This is a genomic window from Streptosporangium amethystogenes subsp. fukuiense, assembly GCF_042665875.1.
Lineage (GTDB): Bacteria > Actinomycetota > Actinomycetes > Streptosporangiales > Streptosporangiaceae > Streptosporangium > Streptosporangium fukuiense.
In genome coordinates this window covers 1,465,746-1,481,944 of sequence record NZ_JBHTEE010000001.1, presented here as the reverse complement: position 1 = coordinate 1,481,944, position 16,199 = coordinate 1,465,746, and the positions used below count along the sequence as shown (strand labels likewise).

Below are 16,199 nucleotides of genomic sequence, written 5' to 3'. Positions count from 1 at the left end.
CGCCGATGCTGACCCTCCTGCTCGGCGCGCTGACGCTCTCCGCCGTCTACGCCCTGGTGGGCTTCGCCTGGGTGCTGCTCCGGCGCACCAACGGGATTCTCAACCTGGCCACCGGCGCCCAGCTGGCGCTCGGCGCGTTCATCTTCAACCAGTACGCCACCAGCTGGGAGTTGCCGTGGCCGGTGGTGGTGCTCGGCACCCTGGCCACCGTCGCCGCCCTCGGCGCCGTGACGCACTGGGTGGTGTTCAGGAAGCTGTCCGGACAGCCCGAGTTCGCGCTGGTGGTGGCCACACTGGGCCTGGCGAGCGCGCTCAAGGGCGTCAGCTCGCTCATCTGGGGCACCGAGGCGCGCGTCATGCGGGAACCGGTGCCGAGCCAGGTCATCGCCTTCGGCGATGACATGTCGACCACGCTCTACGGCCTGTGCGGGCTCGGGGCCGCCGTCCTGGTGTTCGCCGCGGCGCACACCTTCTTCAAGTTCTCCTCCGTCGGGATCCGCATGCGGGCCGCGGCCGAGAACCCCGTGCTGTCCGCACAGGGCGGCATCGCCGTCGACTGGGTCTACGTCCTGGGCTGGGCGATGGCGCTCACCGCGGCGGCCGTCGCGGGGATCATGTACGCCTACCAGACCGCGCTGAGTTTCCACGGCGTGGAGGCGCTCGGCATGCGCGGTCTCGCCCCGGCGCTGATCGGCGGCCTCACCAGCATCAGGGGGGTGATTCCCGGCGCCCTGATCGTGGGCCTGGCCGAGACGTTCGGCACCAAGTTCTTCGGCGGACCGGTGCAGGACGTGGCCGCCTGGATCGTCATCCTCGTGGTGCTGCTGATCCGGCCCCAGGGACTGTTCGGAGACAAGCAGGTGCAGCGGGTATGACGACGGTACGGACCCTCTTCGACGCCGCCGCGACCACGAGCGAAGGACGGGGCCTCGCGCTGCGGCGCGTCGCGATCCTGGCCCTGGTCTGCGTCCTGCCGGTCGCCCTGCGCGACTACCAGCTCTCCCTGGTGACCACCGCCCTGATCGCGGCACTCGGCGCGCTCGCCCTGACGCTGGTCACCGGGTTCGTCGGCCTGGTGACCGCGGGCAACAGCGCGCTACTGGCGCTCGGCGCGTACGGGGCGGCGATCGGAGCGGTGCAACTGGAACTGCCCTTCCTGGTCGTGCTCGTCGGCTCGGTGCTGGTCGGCGCCGCGGTCGGGCTCCTCGCGGGCCTGCCGGCGCTCCGGGTGTCGGGGATCTACCTGGCCATCGCCACCCTCGCCCTGCACTTCATCCTCATCTTCGTGTTCAACGAGTACCAGACCCGGGCGGTGGGGTCGGCGGGATTCTTCCTCCCGGCGGCCTCGATCGGCGGGCTGACCATCGACACGGCCATCGAGTGGTACGTCGTGCTCGTCGTGGTGGTGCTCGCCACCTGGCGGCTGGTCGAGAACCTGAAGAAGAGCAGGTTCGGCCGGGCCTGGATGCTGATCAGGGACACGCCGCTGGCGGCGGCCAGCCAGGGGATCTCGCTGCCGGCCTACAAGCTGGCGGCCTTCGTGGTCTCCTCCGCGATCATCTCGATGTCGGGAACGTTCCTGGCCTACTTCCAGCAGGCGGTCTACATCGAGAACTTCACGCTGGAGCTGGCGATCCAGTACATCGCGATGATCATCATCGGCGGGATGGGATCGAGTGGCGGGGCCATCGCGGGCGCGTGCTTCGTCGTCCTGCTGCCGCCCATGTTGTCCCGGGCCATCGCGCTGCTGCCCTCCGACGCCGTGGTGGCGGGGTTCCTCCAGCAGAACCTGGGCGACTTCCAGCTGATCATCTACGGCACCCTGGTCGTCGTCTTCCTGATCTGGCGCCCGGACGGGCTGGCCGGTCTCGGCCAGAGGCTGGCGGCCCTGCGGGTGCGGTCTGGAAAGGGGGCGCGATGAGCAGCCCGTTGCTGGAGGTCCAGTCCCTCACCGTCTCCTACGGCGGCGACAGCGTCGCGGTGGACGGGGTCAACCTGGTCGTACGCGAGGGGGAGGTCTGTCTCGTGCTGGGCGCCAACGGAGCGGGCAAGACCTCGCTGCTCCGGGGCATCGGCGGATTCGCCTCCAGTGAGTCGGGACGGGTGCGCGGCGGACGGGTGAGGTTCGGCGGCGCCGACGTCACCGGCCTGTCGCCGCGCGCCATGGCCAAGCGCGGGCTGGTGCTCGTCCCTGAGGAGGCCAAGGTCTTCGCGAGCCTCACGGTGGACGAGAACCTCCGGGCCGTTCCCATGGCCGGTGGCAGGGCGGCGCGCAAGGCGCTGGTGCACGAGGTCACCTCGATGTTCCCGTTCATCGCCGAGCGCATGGGACTGATCGCCGGTCAGCTCAGCGGCGGGGAGCGACAGCTACTGGGCATCGCACGGTCGCTGCTGCTGAAGCCCCGGCTGCTGATGGTCGACGAGGCCTCGCTGGGCCTGTCGCCGATCGCCGTCGAGATGGTCTTCGACATGCTGCGCTCGGTGGTGGCGTCCTGGGGGACGACCCTGCTGGTGGTCGAGCAGAACGTCCGCGCCGCGCAGGGCATCTCGGACAACGCGTACGTGATGGAGACCGGGTCGGTGGTGCTCAGCGGTCCCGCTCACGAGGTGCTCGGCAGCGAGCGGGTACGGCAGACCTACCTCGGCCTGGAGATGTGAGAACGATGTCGGCGGAATCGAAGAACATGTCCGGCTCCTCGGCGGTGCGGACCGAGGCCCTGAACGTCTGGCTGGGCGGCACGCACGCCGTGCGCGACGTCACCGTGGCGTTCGCGGCAGGCGCGACCTCGGGCCTGGTCGGCCCCAACGGCGCGGGCAAGAGCACCCTGCTCAACTGCATCAGCGGCCTGGTCCCGGCCGGCTCGGGCGAGGTCTACCTGTACGGAGACAGGACGACCGGGATCAAACCACACCAGCTCGCGATCCTGCGGATCGGCCGGTCCTACCAGGGCGCCCAGCTCGTCGCCGAGCTCCCGGCGGTGGACAACGTGATGGTGGGCGACCATGTGGGCCTGCGCACCGGCCTGGTCTCGGCCGCTCTCGGCCTGCCCGGTGCCCGCAGAGCCGAACGCGCCGCCCGAGACCGCGCGTTGCACGCGCTCGAACGGGTCGGTCTGTCGCAGTACGCCCAGCGGCCGGTCAAGGAGCTTCCGTACGGCGTCCAGAAGCGGGTGGACCTGGCCAGGGCGCTGGTCAGCGACCCGCGGTGCATCCTGCTGGACGAGCCGATGGCCGGGCTCTCGCGCGCGGAGAAGGAGGAGGTGGTGGAGGTGCTCGCCGGTCTCCGGGTGGACGGCGGGCCGACCCTGGTCGTCGTGGAGCACGACATGCGGGTGATCAACCAGCTCTGTTCGGACGTGGTGGTGCTGGCCGCGGGGGCCGTGCTCGCGGCCGGGCCGCCGGAGACCGTCCTGAACTCGCCGGAGGTCGTCGCGGCCTATATCGGACGTGGCGACAGCCGCTCGGAAGAACAGGCGGGCAGCGAGTGAATCCCATTCCGCGGCTTCTGGACACCTGGCTGGGCGGTGGTGCCGCACTCCGGGTGGACGGCGCCGACGTGCCGGAGGCGTCGCTGCTGCACAGGGTGTGCGCGGTCGGCGAGCAGTTGCGTTCGCTCGGGATCGACAGCTCGTCCCGGGTCGCGACCCTCATGGACAACAGCGAGGAGGCGATCGCCGTCTGGTTCGCCTCGGCGTTGCTCGGGTGCCTGGAGATACCGCTCAACACCAACTACCGCGGCGAACTCCTCACCTACCTGCTGCGCGACTCGAAAGCGGAGGTCGTCTGCTGCGACGCCCAGCACCTGGCCACCGTGCTGGCGTGCGTGGCGGGCACCGATGTCCGCCACGTCCTGGTGTCCGGCGGCGCGGCCGAAGACGTCCCGGGGAGGGCGACGGTCCACGCGCTGGCTCCCCCGTCAGGTGCGATGGACTTCGGGAGGCTCGTTTCGGCCACGGCGTCGGGTGTGGTCCTCTACACCTCCGGCACCACCGGGCCGTCCAAGGGCGTACATCACTCGCAGGAGTCGTGCGTCGAGCTGGCCCGCGCCGTCGCGCGGCTCAACGGCTACGGTCCCGGCGACACCCTGCTCAACTTCTTCCCGCTGTACCACCAGAACGCCCGGTACACGGGCGTCGCCGCCGCGCTCGTCGCCGGGTGCGGCTTCCAGCTCGACCGCACGTTCAGCAGCTCGCGGTTCTGGGAGATCTGCCGCGCGGGCGAGATCACCGCGTTCAACTACCTGGGCTCGGTGCTGGGGATGATCCTCAAGTCGTCGCAGGAGCTCGGTGACGCGCAGGCGCGTGACCACCCGGTCCGGCTCGCCTGGGGCGCGGGCGCGCAGCGCGAGGTCTGGGCCCGGTTCGAGGCCCGCTTCGGCGTGGCCATCACCGAGGTGTACGGGCTGAGCGAAGCGCCGATGGCGACGATCAACCGCTCCTCCGACCCCTCCCCCGTCGGGTCCGTCGGCCGCGAGGGGGACCTCTTCGAGGTGCGGGTGATGCGGCCGGACGGCCGGCAGGCGGACCCGGGCGAGGTCGGCGAGATCTGCCTCCGCCCCAAGCGGCCCGACATCTTCATGCGGGGGTACCTGGGCAGGGACGGGGACACCGTGACGGCCACCCGGGACCTGTGGTTCTGGTCGGGCGACTCGGGCTGGCTCAATCCGGACGGGGATCTGTTCTTCAGCGACCGCATCAAGGACGCGATCCGGCGCAAGGGGGAGAACATCTCGGCCTGGGAGGTCGAGACCGTGCTGCTCGCGCAGCCCGGCGTCATGGACTGCACCGTGTACGCCACCCGCCCGGACGCCTCCGGCGAGTCCGGCGAAAACGACGTCGCCGAGGAGGAGGTCATGGTGGCCCTGGTGCTGGCGTCCGGTGCCGACCTGGACGAGGTGATCGCGCGTGCCGCCGAGGACATGCCCCGCTACGCGCTCCCCCGGTACTGGCGGGTGCTGCCCACGCTCCCCCGGACGCCGACCCACAAGGTGGAGAAGGCGCGCCTGCGGGCGGAGGGACTGACCTCCGGCGTGGTGGACCGCCTGACAAGCAACGATTCAACGGACAGGTGAGTGAACCAAGTGGACTTGGACATCAAGGGCCGGGTGGCGATCGTCACCGGCGGTAGCAAGGGCATCGGCCTGGCCGCCGCCGAGGAGCTCGGCCGGGCCGGCGTCAGGCTGCTTCTGTCGGCTCGGGGGGAATCCGAACTGACGGCCGCGGTGGACCGGCTGCGGAACGCCGGGATCGACGCCGTCGCGCACGTCGCCGACGCCGCCCGGCCCGGTGCCGTCGACGGCGTGTACGAGGCCGCGGTCGCCGCGTACGGCCAGGTGGACATCGCGGTGTGCGTGGCCGGCGGCGGGCACGGCCCGCTGCGCACCTTCAGCTGGGAGGAGTGGATCCGGCTGTACGAGCTCAACGTGCTCAGCGCGGTGGCTCTGGCGATGAAGTGCGTACCGGCCATGCGTGAACGGAAATGGGGCCGCGTCCTCTTCGTGGGGTCGACCGCCGCGCGGGAGGCCGACCCGCGCTGGGCGGCGTACGGCGCGGCGAAGGCCGCGCTCCTGCACACGGCGAAGTCGCTGGCCCTCGCCTACGCCAAGGACGGGGTCCTCACCAATTGCGTGCATCCAGGCCTGACCAGGACCGAGGGCATCGTGGCGGGCTACCAGGCACAGGCGGAACGCCTCGGCTCGACCCCCGAGGAGGTCGAGCGCCGCATGCTCGAACTCCAGCCCATCCCGGCGGGACGGGTCGGCGAGGCCCGCGAGATCGCGGACGCCATCGCCTTCCTCTGCTCGGAACGGGCGTCGTGGATCGCGGGCGCGTCGCTCCAGGTGGACGGGGGGACGATTCGTGTCACTCCCTGAGCAGGGTACGGATCTGGCCGGCGAGGTGCGGGACTGGTGCCGGTCCCAGGACGCCGCCGACTGGCGCGACCGCATGAGCGCGGCGGATCCGGCGGAGCGGGCCCGGTTGCAGCGGGCGTGGTTGCTCCTGCTGGCCGCACAGGGGTACGCCGTCCCGCACTGGCCCGCGGCCTGGGGTGGCGGCCGGTCGCGAGCCGATCAGCTCACCATCGCCCGCGAGCTCATCCGGGCCGGCGCCCCCCGGCTGGACATGCACTTCGTCGCGCTCCACCACGCCGCGGCCACCCTCGTCATCGCCGGCTCGGACGAGCAGCGGGAGGCGTACCTGCCGGCGATCCGCGACGGGCAGCGGTGGTGCCAGGGGTTCTCGGAGCCCGGCGCGGGCTCCGACCTGGCGAGCCTGCGCACCCGCGCCGAGCGGCGCGGCGACCACTACGTCGTCAACGGCCACAAGACGTGGTCCAGCAGCGCGGAGTTCGCGGAGATGTGCCTGCTGCTCGCCCGCACGGGCGGTCCGGGGCGGTCCGGAATCTCCTACTTCCTGCTCGACCTGTCCTCGCCCGGCGTGTCCGTCCGGCCGATCCGGAACGCGAGCGGGCAGGACGAGTTCTGCGACCTCTTCCTCACCGACGTCGAAGTTCCCGTGACGGCCCTGGTCGGCGCGGAGAACGAGGGCTGGCGGATCGCGAACGCCACCCTCGGCGAGGAGCGCGGGCTCACCATGCTGGAGCGTTCCGAGGAGATGGTCGCCGGCCTGCGGTACCTGACGCTGGCGGTGGCCGCGCTGCCACCCGGGGAGCGGGGTGCCGCCCTTGAGGCGCTTGGGGCCTATGCCGAGCGGGTGGAGTCCTTCCGGCTGCTGGTCGCCCGCGTCCTGGACGCCTCGGTCGACGGCACGGACACCGCCGCGGCCTCCATCCTCAAGCTCGTCTACAGCGAGCTGCTGCAGGACATGAGCAGGGAGGGACTGGCCGTGGCGGGACTCGCCGGGCACGAAGGACGGCACGGCTGGTCGGGCACGTGGCAGACCGGGGACTGGTTCGACGACTACCTGCGGTCCTGGGAGTGGACCATCGGCGGCGGCACCAACGACATCCTCCGCAACGTCGTCGGCGAGCGCATCCTGGGCCTGCCGCGAGGAGGCTCCCGATGACCGACGAGCGTTCGAGTTTCCGGCAGGTCGTGCAGCGGGTGCTGGCCGACTCGTGGCCCCCGCTGGCCGAGTACGCCTCCGGTGCGCTCCCGCCGAACGCGGAGCGGCTGCGTAAGGTGTCGGACGAGCTGGGCTGGTGGGAGCTGGAGGACGAGGACGGCGGGTTCGAGTTCGCCTCGATCGCCGTCCAGGCACTGGGCGGCGCCCTCGGCCCGGGCGAGCTGCTGCAGGGCCTGTGCGTCAATCCGGTGATCGCGGGGTTGGCGGATCCCCGGCGGGTGGCGTGCTCGTGGAGCAACTCCGGTCCGCTGCGAGGCGGTTTGGCGGGTGAGGTCTCCTGGTGCCTGGCCGCGGGGGACGACGTGGAGCACGTGCTCGTCTTCGCGGAACAGGCGGGCGAGCCCGTGGCCGCCCTGGTCAGGCCGCGCGGAGAAGGCGCCCGGCTGGAGCCGATGACCGGCTCCGACCCGACGCGCGGGTTCTGGCGCCTCGTCATGGACGGCGTTCGGCCCGGCGAGCCGGAGATCCTCGCCCGAGGCGACGAGGCGACCGTGCTGATGCGCGCGGTCGAGCGGCGTATCTCGGTGGGCCTCGCGCTCGACAGCCTCGGGATCGCCAGGAGCGCACTCGCGCTCACCGTGGCGTACGCGAAGCTCAGGGAGCAGTTCGGGGCGCCCATCGGTTCCTTCCAGGCGGTCAAGCACCGCTGCGTGGACATGTTCGTCCTGGTCGAGACCGCCGACGTCCTGGTGGAGGCGGCGGTGACGGCGGTGGCCTCCGGCGAGCCGCTCGGCCCGTCCGGCGCCGCGTCGGTCGCCATGGCCAAGGCGGCGAGCTGTGACGCGGCGGCCGAGGTCACGCGGCTGGCCCTGCAGACCCACGGCGGCATCGGTTACACCTGGGAGCACCCCTGCCACCTGCTCGTACGGCGGGCCAAGCTCAACCAGGCCCTCGGCGGAAGCACCCGGTCGCTGCGGCGCGCCGTGGCCGACGGTCTGCTCCTGAACATCCCATCGCATGGTGAGAGGAGATGACTGCCGTGCTCGACTTCACCACGGGAGAGTCCGCCGCCGGGCTTCGCGGCAGGTTGCGGCGGATGGTGGCCGAGTTCTTCCCGCCGGACTTCCTGGGGGCCTTCACCGACGATCCGGCCGACCTGGCGATGACACAGCGCTTCTCGCGTCTGCTCGCCGACGAGGGACTGCTGACGGTGGCCTGGCCCCGCGAGTTCGGCGGCTCCGACGGATCGGTCTGGGAACAGACGGTGGTCCGCGAGGAGATGTGGGCACACCACGAGCCGCGGGGGGCCCAGTACATGGGCCTGAACTGGGTCGGGCCCGCGATCATGGCGTACGGAACGGCGGAGCAGAAGGCCCGGCACCTGCCCCCCATCGCGACCGGTGAGACGATCTGGTGCCAGGGTTTCAGCGAACCCGAAGCCGGATCGGACCTCGCCTCCCTCCAGACGCGCGCGGTGCGGGTCGGCGACCACTGGGAGATCACCGGGCAGAAGATCTGGACCTCCTACGCCGGCATGGCCGGCTGGTGCGTGCTCGCCGCCCGTACGGGGGCCAAGGACAGCGGCCGGCGGGGCATCTCGCTCTTCCTGATCCCGATGGACCGCGAGGGCATCACGGTCCGGCCGCTGCGCGCCATGCTCGGCCCGCACCACCTCAACGAGTGCTTCTTCGACTCCGTCGTCGCGACCGACGGCGAGCTGCTGGGCGAGCCCGGCGCGGGCTGGAGCGTCATGAAGACGGCTCTCGCCCATGAGCGCGTCGGTATCGCCAGGTACGCGCGTTGCGAACGGCTGCTCTGGTCGTTGCGGGACGTACTCCGCCACGAGTGGGGAGAGCTCGACGAAGGGGTCAGGAACGACTGGGCCGGTGCCCTCGTCCAGGTCCGGGTGGCGCGCCTGCTGGCCTACCGCGTCGTCGAGCGCCAGGAAGGGAACAACGTGGTCGACCTGGAGGCCAGTCAGGCACGGATCGCGTCCACCGCCTGCGACCAGCTGGTGGCCGAGGTGATGTCACAGCTGCTCGGGCCGCGTTCGCTCCTCGGCCCGGCGGCCGGCGCACCGTCGTACGGGGCGTTCGAAGACCACTGGCGGTACGCCCAGGCCGCGACGGTCGCCTCGGGAACCACTGAGATCCAGCGCGAGATCGTGTCGCGTGAGCTGCTCGGCCGCCAGGCGGTGGGTTGATGCGGATCGAACTTCCGGAAGCCGCGCTGGACTTCGGCCGTGTCGCCGACGGCGCGCTGCGCGACCTGGGAGGCGTGGATCTGGCGCGGAGCGCGGAGTCGGACCGGGGCGCCGCGACCAGGGCGCGGGAGTGCCTGGCGAGCATCGGGCTGTACGACATCGACCCACGCGGCGGCCTCGACGACGCCGTGGCCGCCGCCGAGCTCTGCCGGGTGGGTGGGAGCCACGCCGTACCGTTCCCCCTGGCCGGGGTCCTGCTCCGGACGTCCGCCGAGACGCCTTTCTCGCTCGTCGACGCCCGCCATCCCATCATCGACCACGCCCGGGCCGCCGAGACCTGGACGGCCGCCACCATCGAGGGGGACCTGTTCGACGCGGAGCCCGTCGCCGCCGTGGAGTCGAAGGTCGCGCCGTTCGCGATGACGGTCCGGCTGCGGCCCGTGGCGGGCGGCGCGGCCTCCGTGCTCGACCGGCGACTCGGCCTGGTGCTCGGGGCCTACCATCTGCTCGGGATCGGGCAACGGGCGCTCAGGGTGGCGATCGAGCACACCAAGGTCCGCAAACAGTTCGGTCAGCCGCTCAGCGACTTCCAGGTGATCCGGCACAGCCTGGCCGATCTGTCCGTCGGGCTGGAGGGGCTGGACCTGCTGTGCCGCTTCAGCCTGTGGAGCACGTTCACGGACACCTCCCCGTCGCTGGTGGACGCCCTGAGCGTGCGCCTGGAGGCGCAGCGGGTCGTCAAGCACACGCTCCGCACGGCGCAGCAGTTTCACGGCGCGTCCGGTTTCGCCGACGAGTACGACATCTCGGTTCTGGTACGCCACGCCCAGCCCGGGCTGCGGCTCCCCACCGACCGCGGGGCGACGATCGCGCTGTTGCGTACCGCGATCGAGGAATTCGGATTCGCCGGGCCTTTCTCCCCGGCGGAAGAGCAGACCGCGCGCTGAGCCGGTCCGCACCCGGGTGGCGTGTCCTCGCAGGCTCCTGCGCGGGGTTCTCCTGCCGCCCGGGATCTCAGCTCAGTTCGTTGTGGTTCACTGAGGAAAGGTCGACAACGGTGAATTCGTTCCATGCGGAACTCGCTCGGGTGTGCGCCGAGCTGGGGACGCCGCTCTTCGGAGTGACGGGTGACAGCAACCTGTTCTTTGTCGACTCGTTCGTGCGTCGAGGGGGACGGTATGTCGCCGTGACCCACGAGGGCGCCGCGGTGCTGATGGCGGCGGGGTATGCCAGCGTCTCGGACCGGGTGGGCCTGGCCACCGTCACGCAGGGGGCCATCACCAACGCCGCCACGGCGCTCGCCGACGCGACGCGGTCCCGCCTGCCGCTCGTGCTGTTCGCCGGGGAGACGCCGTCCTGGGACGACGACAACGTGCAGCGCGTCCCCACGGACGCGATCGTGCGCTCGTCCGGGGCGGAGTATCTGCGGCTCGAACACCTGGCGGACGCCGACGACGTCCTCTCTCTCGCCTTCCGCCGCGCCCGCCGCTCCGCGCGGCCCGTCGTCGTGGGCATCCCCACGGACCACACGCACGAGCCCTGCTCCCTGTCCGGGGCACTCTCCGGGTCCCTGTCCGGGTCACTGTCCGGGCTCGCGCAGGAGGTGGTGCCCACCCGAGACGCGGTCCGGGCCGCGGTGGAGGTGCTCCTGCGGACGCGTCGCCCGCTCATCCTGGCCGGGCGCGGAGCGATCGCCGAGGCGGACCGTACCGCGACGCTCGCCCTCGCCCGCCGTCTGGGCGCCCGGGTGGCGACGACCCTCCGGGCGAAGGAGCTGTTCCGCGGCGAACCCGCCGACCTCGGAATCTTCGGGGGTCTCCGGTCCGGCCGGTCGGCCGTGTACTTCGACGCGGCCGACGTGATCGTGGCCGTCGGGGCAGGTCTGAACTCCTACACCACCCACCAGGGGACCGCGACGCACGGCAGGCATGTCGTCCACATCGACGTCGACGCGGCGAAGGCCCGCTCCACTCCCTTCGTTCACGGCAGTGCGGCGGCGACCGCGCGCGCCCTGCTGGAGGAGCTGGCGGCGCAAGGCGTCGATTCCGACCGGCCGCTCTGGGATGTCGCCGGCTCCGCCGAGCCGGAACCGGCACGCGCGGAGGTCTCCGCCGAACCGTCCGGTGATCGGCGTCCCGGCACAGTCGAGTACATCGAGAGCCTGGAGCTCCTGGAGTCGCTGTTGCCCCCGGATCGCCTGCTGACCGTCGACGGCGGCCGGATCTTCTTCGAATCGGTGCGGCGCATCTCGGTCGCGTCGCCGAGGGACTACGTGCACACGATGAGCATGGGATCCATCGGGCTCGGTCTCAGCCTGGCGATGGGGGCAGCCGTCGCCGCCCCGACCCGGCTCTCGGTCGCGGTCAGCGGTGACGGGGGCTTCATGCTCGGAGGTCTGTCGGAGTTCACGACGGCTGTCCGCCGGCGACTCAAGCTGCTCGTCGTCGTGTTGAACGACGGCTGTTACGGCGCCGAGCACCACCATTTCGTCAAGCGAGGTCACGACCCCGCCACGACCTACTTCGACTGGCCGGACTTCGCCCCGGTCGCGCGCAGCCTCGGCGGACACGGGGTGGAGGTCCGCCGGCCCGCCGACTTCCAGCATGTCGCGGACGCGATCGCCGCCGGATCCTGGCCGCTTCTGGTCGACGTCAAACTCGATCCGAACCGGATCCCGATGGATTTCCACCGGGTCCCTCCCGCCGCGCGCGCAGGAGGACACCCGTGAGAATCGGCATGCCCATCAACTACGCACGCGACTTCCACGAGACGGTCGAGGCCCTACGGGAGTACGAGGCGGCCGGCCTGGACGTCGTCTTCCTACCCGAGGCGTACACCTTCGACGCGGTGAGCCAACTGGGTTACATCGCTGCGAAAACCTCGACCCTGCAACTCTGCTCCTCGATCCTCAACATCTACTCCCGCACCCCCACGCTGCTGGCCATGACCGCCGCCGGAATCGACTACGTCTCAGGCGGGCGCTTCACGATGGGCGTCGGCGCGTCCGGCCCCCAAGTGATCGAGGGCTTCCACGGGCTACGACACGACGCCCCGCTGGCACGAACCCGCGAGGTCGTGGAGATCTGCCACCGGGTGTGGCGGCGCGAGCCGGTCGAATTCCACGGCAGGCACCACGACATCCCCCTCTCCCCCGAAAAGGGCGGCTCGGGTCTCGGAAAGCCGCTGAAGCTCATCAACCACCCGCTGCGTGACCGGATCCCCCTCGTGCTGGCCGCCCTCGGCCCGAAGAACGTCGAGTTGGCCGCCGAACTGTTCGACGGCTGGGAACCGCTCTTCTACCTCCCGGAGCGGGCGAAGGACACGTTCGCCGACGCGCTGCGAGCAGGGCGATCGAAGCGATCCACGAAATTGCCGCCGCTGGACGTCATCGTCGACACCAAGGTGCTCATCAGCGAGGACGAGGCCGAACTGGCCGCGGCCCGGCAGCAGGTGCGCGAGCACCTGGCCCTCTACATCGGCGGCATGGGCGCAAAGGGAAAGAACTTCTACAACGACCTCGCCGTACGCTTCGGCTTCCCCGAGACCGCCTCCAGAGTCCAGGATCTCTTCCTGTCCGGCCGCAGGAAGGAGGCAGCGGCCGCGATCCCCCGGCGACTCATCGACGGCGTCGCCCTCGTCGGCCCTCCCGGCTGGGTATCCGAACGCCTGGCCGCATTCGCCGAGTCCGGCGTGACCACCCTCAACGCCACCCCACTCGCCACCACCCACCGGCACCGCGTCAAGGACATCACCGCCCTGCGAAGATCCGCAGGATGAGGCGGGCCTCCCCATCGGACGGACCTCCTCAAGTGCCAGGTTGACCAAGTCCGCGGGGTCGTCACAACGATCAGCCTGAACGATTCTCACCCCGCGCGGGCCGCGGTGACGAAATCCCTGATGAGCCCGGAGTCCTTCTCCCCGGGCGCGACCTCCACGCCGCTCGACACGTCGACCCCCCAGGGCCGGGCCGCGGTGATCGCCTCGGCCACGTTCGACGGGGTCAGGCCCCCGGCCAGCATCCAGCGGCCCTCCGGGCGCCCGCGCACGGCCGCCCAGTCCCACGGCTCCCCCGAGCCCGGCCTGGGCGCGTCCACGATGAGCAGGTCCTCGTCGAGGGCGCCGCAGCGCAGATCGGTGCTCGCGGCCCCGGCGCGGACCAGCGTGACGCCGAGGTCCTTCAGCGCGGTGAAGTCCGCGTGCGGGTGCTCGCCGTGCAGTTGGACGGCGCGTACCCCTGACTCCAGGGTGGCCGCCCTGACCTCCTCGGTGGGCTCGCCGGCGAACACCGCCACGGTCAGCACGTGCGGGGGGACCGCCGAGGCCAGCTCGCGCGCCCGCGCCGGGGTGACCCGCCGTGAACTCCTGGTGAGGACGAATCCGATGGCGTCGGCGCCCGCCTCGACGGCGGTCGCCACATGTCCGGGCTCGCGCAGCCCGCAGATCTTCACATACACCCTCGTACGTTAGCCCGTTCTCCAGGCCGGTTGCCGCCTCCGCCGTCAGAGGGCGTTCAGGAATCTCGCGGCGATCGGCGCCGCGACCGTACCCCCGGCGCCGCCGTGCCGGACGAACACCGCGAAGGCCAGGGAGCCCCGGTAGCCGATGAACCAGGCGTGGTCCTCTCCGCCCTCGACCTCGGCGGTACCGGTCTTGCCGGCGGTGTCCGGCGGGAGGCCCGCCCCGGCGGCCGTACCCCGGCCGACCACGGCGCCCATCATCGTCCGCAGGCCCGAGGCCACCTCATCGCCCAGCGGCACCGGCGACGGCGAGTCCGCGGGAGGCTCGGCGGTCGTGATCGCGGGTCTCCACACGCCGCTCGCGACCGCGGCGGCGACCTCGGCCATGCAGAGCGGGCTGGCCTGTACCGAGTTCTGGCCGATGGCGTCGGAACCCAGCTGGTCCGGGCCCTCGTAGGACCGGATCCGGCAGTAGCTCAGCCCCTGCTTCTCCCGGAACCCGAACCGGTCCGCCGCCTCGGCACGCAGCCGGTCGTCGCGCAGCCGCTCGTACGCCTGCTGTGCGAAGGTGGTGTTGCAGGAGAGCGCGAAGGCCGTGGTGAGGCTCACGGTGCCGTGGTCGACACCGTCGGAGTCGGTGAAACTCCGGCCGTTCGGAATCGTGTAGCCCGCCGGGCAGGCCACCTGCGACTCCGGAGTCAGGCCGTTGTGCAGCAGCGCGGCCGCGGTCACCACCTTGAACGTCGAACCCGGCGGGTAGAGGCCGTTGAACGCCTCCCTGCCGCCCAGCCCGTCCGCCACCGCGCGCACCTGGCCCGTCCTGATGTCCATCGCCACGATCGCGGCGGGCTGCCCGACACCGTCCAGGGCACGGGCGGCGGCGGCCTGGACCGGCTGGGAGATCGTGGTCTTCCTCCCCGAGGGCGGTCGGGGCGAGGAGGCCATCAGCACCCGGCCAGAGCCCTCCTCCTCCAGCTTCACATCGAGGACCGTGTCGCCCAGCCCGGTGAAGTAGTCGCCCGCCCTGCTGTCGCGGGGGAACGGCAACCCCTCGCGGGTCAGCGTGGCCGGGCGCCGGACCTCGGTCTCCTTCAGCACCAGGCGCCCGCCGTCCTTGAGCGCCGGGTGCATCGTCTCCGGGCTCCAGAGCACCTTCCAGGTGTCCGCCCGCATCACCAGGCGCAGGACCGAGGTGAACGGCCAGCGGCCCAGACCCGCGACCTCCCTCACCCCGGTGAAGGACAGCTCGGCCGCCTCGCTCTCGCGGTGCAGCTCGCCGGGGGTGAGGGAGGACAACGAGGCCCGCAGATCGGCGTCGAACCTGCGGTGCCGGTCGGCGAAGTCGGCTGGGGGGTCGGCGACCAGGTCCGCCATGGCGGCGAGATCACCGGCCTGCCAGGCGGTGAGGTATCTCGCCCCGGCCTGCGCGGGACCGTCCTGCGGAGTCGGAGTCGGAGTCGGAGTCGGAGTCGGAGTCGGAGTCGGAGTCGGTGTCGGGGTGGCCGCTGCCGGATCGGACAGGGTCAGCTTCTGGCCGGGCCGCGGCTCCCCGGTGGGGGTGGACTGCGGCGAGGCCACCACGGCCCCAGGTGCCGCCATCACCCCGTACACGCCGAAGGCGACGATCGCGACCGCCAGGGCGGCCAGCACGAGGAGCCGTCGATCCCGCATAACCGTTTGCTCCCCTGGGTTTCCACGGTTGCCAACCAGCAAAAAGATCGTAAAGGTGATGGGCATCGGCGAACCAGGCTTTCCGGACTTCGGTACCGCAGTGTCATGTCGCGGCCGGGAGAGTGGACCCGACGAGGCGTGAGCCCGCCACCTGGTCCGTGACGTGCTCCAGGATCTGCAGGGCGACCTCGGCCTTGGTCACGGTGAGGGGCGGGAGGAGTTTGACCACCTCGCCACGCCTGCCGCAGGTCTCGACGAGCAGGCCCTGGGCGAAGGCGAGCGTCGAGACGAGATCGGCGACGTGGCGGTCGGCGCACGGCAGGCCCAGCATCAGGCCACGGCCGGTCGGCGGGGCGAGCCAGTCGTGGCGGGCGGCGCTGGCGGCCCCGCGACGCTCGTCCTCGACCAGGTGCGGGAGCGCCGGCTCGGCGGCTCCTGGCTGCAGGCGGGCACGGAGCCGTACGGCGTCTCCGGAGAGATCGACGCCGACGATCCGCTCCCGGTCAGGCTTGACATCGACGTGCCGAAAGGCCCCGCGAGGTTCACCGGCTCGATCTTCTCCCGCCCGAAGAACGCGCTCGCGGGCTGGATCGACACCACGCTCGCCTGGTGGAACACCCTGAGCTGGGCGAACTCGTGGCCGGGGAGGCGCGGCGGATCCTCGACGAACCCGGCTGAACCTCATGGCACGCGGTATTTCTCGCAGAAGTACGGGCACTCCTTCTCCGCGCAGCGGGAGGTGCCCTGCCGGCGCTCGAACCACCCTTCCGCGACGTTGCCGATGAGCTCGGCGGGACCGCAGCGGTAGATCGCGCCGTCGGGCATGATCCGGACGAAACGGTT

Annotated in this window: 16 protein-coding genes; 13 read left to right on the top strand and 3 right to left on the bottom strand. The window is 71.4% G+C overall.

What is annotated here, in order from left to right; translation table 11 throughout:
* Nucleotides 1–5 precede the first annotated feature (5 nt).
* From ACFQVD_RS06355 to ACFQVD_RS06300, 12 genes are all read left to right on the top strand, one after another.
* Nucleotides 6–875: a branched-chain amino acid ABC transporter permease gene (locus ACFQVD_RS06355; protein WP_343963584.1), complete on the top strand. Its 870-nt coding sequence runs from the start codon at nt 6–8 to the stop codon at nt 873–875.
* On the top strand, nt 872–1,921 hold the full coding sequence (locus ACFQVD_RS06350; RefSeq protein ID WP_343963586.1) for a branched-chain amino acid ABC transporter permease: 1,050 nt from the start codon (nt 872–874) through the stop codon (nt 1,919–1,921). The genes ACFQVD_RS06355 and ACFQVD_RS06350 overlap by 4 nt, the downstream gene beginning before the upstream one ends.
* On the top strand, nt 1,918–2,658 hold the full coding sequence (locus ACFQVD_RS06345) for an ABC transporter ATP-binding protein (protein WP_343963588.1): 741 nt from the start codon (nt 1,918–1,920) through the stop codon (nt 2,656–2,658). The genes ACFQVD_RS06350 and ACFQVD_RS06345 overlap by 4 nt, the downstream gene beginning before the upstream one ends.
* Before the next feature lie 5 nt (nt 2,659–2,663).
* On the top strand, nt 2,664–3,488 hold the full coding sequence (locus ACFQVD_RS06340; protein ID WP_343963590.1) for an ABC transporter ATP-binding protein: 825 nt from the start codon (nt 2,664–2,666) through the stop codon (nt 3,486–3,488).
* Nucleotides 3,485–5,071, top strand: coding sequence for an AMP-binding protein (locus tag ACFQVD_RS06335; RefSeq protein ID WP_343963592.1), 1,587 nt, complete (start codon nt 3,485–3,487; stop codon nt 5,069–5,071). The genes ACFQVD_RS06340 and ACFQVD_RS06335 overlap by 4 nt, the downstream gene beginning before the upstream one ends.
* On the top strand, nt 5,072–5,872 hold the full coding sequence (locus ACFQVD_RS06330; protein ID WP_343963594.1) for an SDR family oxidoreductase: 801 nt from the start codon (nt 5,072–5,074) through the stop codon (nt 5,870–5,872). It abuts the gene before it with no gap.
* On the top strand, nt 5,859–7,025 hold the full coding sequence (locus tag ACFQVD_RS06325) for an acyl-CoA dehydrogenase family protein (RefSeq protein ID WP_343963597.1): 1,167 nt from the start codon (nt 5,859–5,861) through the stop codon (nt 7,023–7,025). Before ACFQVD_RS06330 ends, ACFQVD_RS06325 begins: the two co-directional genes overlap by 14 nt.
* Nucleotides 7,022–8,059, top strand: coding sequence for an acyl-CoA dehydrogenase family protein (locus ACFQVD_RS06320; RefSeq protein WP_343963599.1), 1,038 nt, complete (start codon nt 7,022–7,024; stop codon nt 8,057–8,059). Before ACFQVD_RS06325 ends, ACFQVD_RS06320 begins: the two co-directional genes overlap by 4 nt.
* Complete coding sequence (locus tag ACFQVD_RS06315) at nt 8,056–9,228, top strand: acyl-CoA dehydrogenase family protein (protein ID WP_343963601.1); 1,173 nt, start codon at nt 8,056–8,058, stop codon at nt 9,226–9,228. The genes ACFQVD_RS06320 and ACFQVD_RS06315 overlap by 4 nt, the downstream gene beginning before the upstream one ends.
* A complete protein-coding gene (locus ACFQVD_RS06310) occupies nt 9,228–10,175 on the top strand; it encodes an acyl-CoA dehydrogenase family protein (protein WP_364154464.1) in 948 nt (315 codons plus the stop codon). The genes ACFQVD_RS06315 and ACFQVD_RS06310 overlap by 1 nt, the downstream gene beginning before the upstream one ends.
* A gap of 110 nt (nt 10,176–10,285) precedes the next feature.
* Nucleotides 10,286–11,956 (top strand): thiamine pyrophosphate-binding protein, encoded by a 1,671-nt coding sequence (locus ACFQVD_RS06305; protein ID WP_343963605.1) that lies wholly within the window; start codon nt 10,286–10,288, stop codon nt 11,954–11,956.
* A complete protein-coding gene (locus ACFQVD_RS06300) occupies nt 11,953–13,005 on the top strand; it encodes an LLM class F420-dependent oxidoreductase (RefSeq protein WP_343963607.1) in 1,053 nt (350 codons plus the stop codon). The genes ACFQVD_RS06305 and ACFQVD_RS06300 overlap by 4 nt, the downstream gene beginning before the upstream one ends.
* A gap of 86 nt (nt 13,006–13,091) precedes the next feature.
* On the opposite strand, the gene ACFQVD_RS06295 is transcribed toward ACFQVD_RS06300, so the two are convergent.
* The 3 genes from ACFQVD_RS06295 to ACFQVD_RS06285 all read right to left on the bottom strand — a co-directional run bounded on the left by ACFQVD_RS06295 (nt 13,092) and on the right by ACFQVD_RS06285 (nt 15,687).
* Nucleotides 13,092–13,682 (bottom strand): phosphoribosylanthranilate isomerase, encoded by a 591-nt coding sequence (locus ACFQVD_RS06295; protein ID WP_343963609.1) that lies wholly within the window; start codon nt 13,680–13,682, stop codon nt 13,092–13,094.
* Nucleotides 13,683–13,727: 45 nt separating this feature from the next.
* Nucleotides 13,728–15,356, bottom strand: a complete 1,629-nt coding sequence (locus tag ACFQVD_RS06290) for a penicillin-binding transpeptidase domain-containing protein (protein WP_343963611.1) — start codon at nt 15,354–15,356, stop codon at nt 13,728–13,730.
* 103 nt (nt 15,357–15,459) lie between these two features.
* The gene (locus tag ACFQVD_RS06285; RefSeq protein ID WP_343963613.1) at nt 15,460–15,687 is read right to left on the bottom strand and encodes a hypothetical protein; all 228 of its coding nucleotides are present in this window, start codon (nt 15,685–15,687) and stop codon (nt 15,460–15,462) included.
* Nucleotides 15,688–15,720: 33 nt separating this feature from the next.
* Here ACFQVD_RS06285 and ACFQVD_RS06280 point away from each other — a divergent pair, with 33 nt between their 5' ends.
* On the top strand, nt 15,721–16,164 hold the full coding sequence (locus ACFQVD_RS06280; protein ID WP_343963615.1) for a hypothetical protein: 444 nt from the start codon (nt 15,721–15,723) through the stop codon (nt 16,162–16,164).
* Nucleotides 16,165–16,199 lie beyond the last annotated feature (35 nt).